The 2,368-nt window shown below is 66.7% G+C and carries 2 protein-coding genes; one reads left to right on the forward strand and one right to left on the reverse strand.

The genetic code is table 11. From position 1 onward, the window contains the following. The first annotated feature begins 458 nt into the window (after positions 1-458). A complete protein-coding gene (gene phoU, locus U9980_RS00650; RefSeq protein ID WP_322766225.1) occupies positions 459-1,100 on the forward strand; it encodes a phosphate signaling complex protein PhoU in 642 nt (213 codons plus the stop codon). A 107-nt stretch (positions 1,101-1,207) separates the two neighbouring features. Here phoU and U9980_RS00655 read toward each other — a convergent pair whose 3' ends face one another. After that, entirely contained in the window at positions 1,208-1,942 is a 735-nt protein-coding gene (locus U9980_RS00655) for a phosphoglyceromutase (protein ID WP_322766226.1), read from the reverse strand. Positions 1,943-2,368: the final 426 nt, after the last annotated feature.

A 2,368-nucleotide genomic window follows, 5' to 3' on the forward strand; every position in this document is an offset into this window, starting at 1 on the left:
GGACCGGGTACCAGGCCGCTCCGGAGCGGAACGCGACCCCGGGTTGGACGAATCCGGGCGAAGCACGAACCCGGGCCCTCGCTCACCCACACCGTCACCCACGGGCCGAATCGTAGGTGGCCAACCGTAGCCTGCGCGTGTATCAACCGAACCAGAACCGATCGTCACCAGGAGTTCATTCGGCTCACGTGATCTGTTCACCAGGGGGCGAGCAGCACCGACGATCGTTTGATCACGGCAGGGTGGCGCAGCGGTCGGGACCGCACGTTGTTCGGGAAGCCACCGCCGCCTCGCGGTACCTCGCGACATGTTTCGAGGCTTTGGGCGGCGGGATCCTTCCGGACCGCCGATATCGACCCGTAGCGCTGGGGGCGGCGGGTACGTGGTAACCACCACGAGACCCGTCCCTGCTGTGATCAAATGGGCCGACAACCGCCACGAACACGAAGGAGCCGTCCGTGCGGGACGCCTTCCACGACGATCTTGAGAGCATCAACTCGTCACTTGTGGAGATGACCAATCTGGTCGCCTCCGCGATGGCGCGAGCGACAACCGCGCTTCTCGATGCCGATCTACAGCTGGCCGAAGGCGTGATCACAGCCGACGAGACCGTGGATCTTCTCCGTAACGAGATCGAGGAGAGATCCTTCGAGATAATGGCGCGCCAGCAGCCAGTGGCCACCGACCTACGACTCATAGTCACGACACTACGCATCGTCGCAGACCTCGAGCGCATGGGCGATCTTGCACTACACGTGGCCAAGGTGGCCCGACGGCGTTACCCGGGACGCGCCATCCCGCCGGAGCTGAACTCGACCATCCTGGAGATGGGTCAGGTGGCGCAGCGGATCGTGGCCAAGGCAGGGTCGGTCATCGCGGGCCACGATGCTGCCCTCGCCAAGGAGCTGGAGGGCGACGACGACTCCATGGACGCCCTGCATCGCAAGCTCTTCCACGTACTGCTGGAAACCGAGTGGACCTACGGCATGGAGGCTGCGATCGACATCACCCTGTGCGGTCGCTTCTACGAGCGTTACGCCGACCATGCGGTCTCGGTCGCCCATCGGGTGATCTACCTCGTAACCGGCGACAAGGTCTAGGTCACCGAGCCGGAATCACCGGCCGGCAGCGGATGAGGCGCCTGGCCCGGGGCGCGCCATCCGGATGTGCCGCCCGGCCTCGGCGGCACATCCGCAGGCACCAGTCGTTACTTCTTTCCCTGCGCCGCCACGGCAGCGGCGGCCGTCGCCGCTGCCGTCGGGTCGAGGTACGCTGAACTCACGACCCGTAGATCGTCGTCCAACTCGTACCGCAACGGAATACCGGTGGGAATGTTCATACCGGCGATGTCGGCGTCGCTGATCCCGTCCAGATGCTTCACCAGCGCGCGCAGCGAGTTGCCGTGGGCTGCGACGAGCACGACCTGCCCGGCCCGCAGGTCGGGCACGATCGCGTCGTACCAGTACGGCAGCATTCGCGTCACGACGTCGCGCAGACACTCGGTTGTCGGAATCACGTCCGGCGGCAGGCCGGCGTACCGCTCGTCCACCCCGCTGGCCTGGTCAGGTCCGATCGGCGGCGGCGGCGTGTCATAGGAACGGCGCCAGAGCATGAACTGCTCCTCGCCGTACTTCCCAAGCGTCTCGGCCTTGTCCAGGCCCTGCAGCCCCCCGTAGTGGCGCTCGTTGAGGCGCCACGAACGGCGGACCGGGATCCAGGTGCGTCCGGCGGCATCCAAGGCGATCCAGGCGGTGCGGATCGCGCGCACCAGCAGCGAGGTGTGGACCACGTCGGGCAGCAGGCCGCAGTCGCGCAGGAGCTCACCGCCGCGGGTCGCCTCTTTGGCACCTTTGTCAGAAAGATCTACATCCACCCAGCCGGTGAACAGGTTCTCACGGTTCCACGTGCTCTCGCCGTGGCGGAGCAGGACGAGCGTCGGCATGCCTTCGATCCTGCCGCAACCCGGGCGTCGCATGTGGCCAGATCGACGCGACGCGCACCCGCAGGCCCGTAACCCGGCCGGGACGGCCCGGCGCCTGCGCCCCTTTGTCACGCAAGGCCGGGTCCACCCGCTCTGGAAACGCCGGGTCCAGCACAAACAGGAGCCCCCGAGCGATTCCATCAACCCATGTTCGGGATGACGAGCCGTCGGGACCAGCGACGACGCTCGGGGGCCTGGTGCCTGTCTGGTTCTCGCCGGTGCCGGTGCCCGCAGGTCACCCGGCCGGGTGAGGACCACGAGACCGGCTAGCGGACAGTCACCTCACGAGTCCGTTTATCACACAAAACTGGACCACCTCCCTTCTCGTGTGCAGACAACGCTACGTTCGCCCCGGCGTGCTCCGCAACCGCTTTTCCACCGCGGTGG

Origin of the sequence: Protofrankia sp. Cr1 (assembly GCF_963555865.1) — a bacterium.
Taxonomy (GTDB): domain Bacteria; phylum Actinomycetota; class Actinomycetes; order Frankiales; family Frankiaceae; genus Protofrankia.

What these genes read in the sequence shown, in the direction of transcription:
- U9980_RS00655 (WP_322766226.1), bottom strand. Translation starts at nt 1,942, where the DNA reads ATGCCGACGCTCGTCCTGCTCCGCCACGGCGAGAGCACGTGGAACCGT.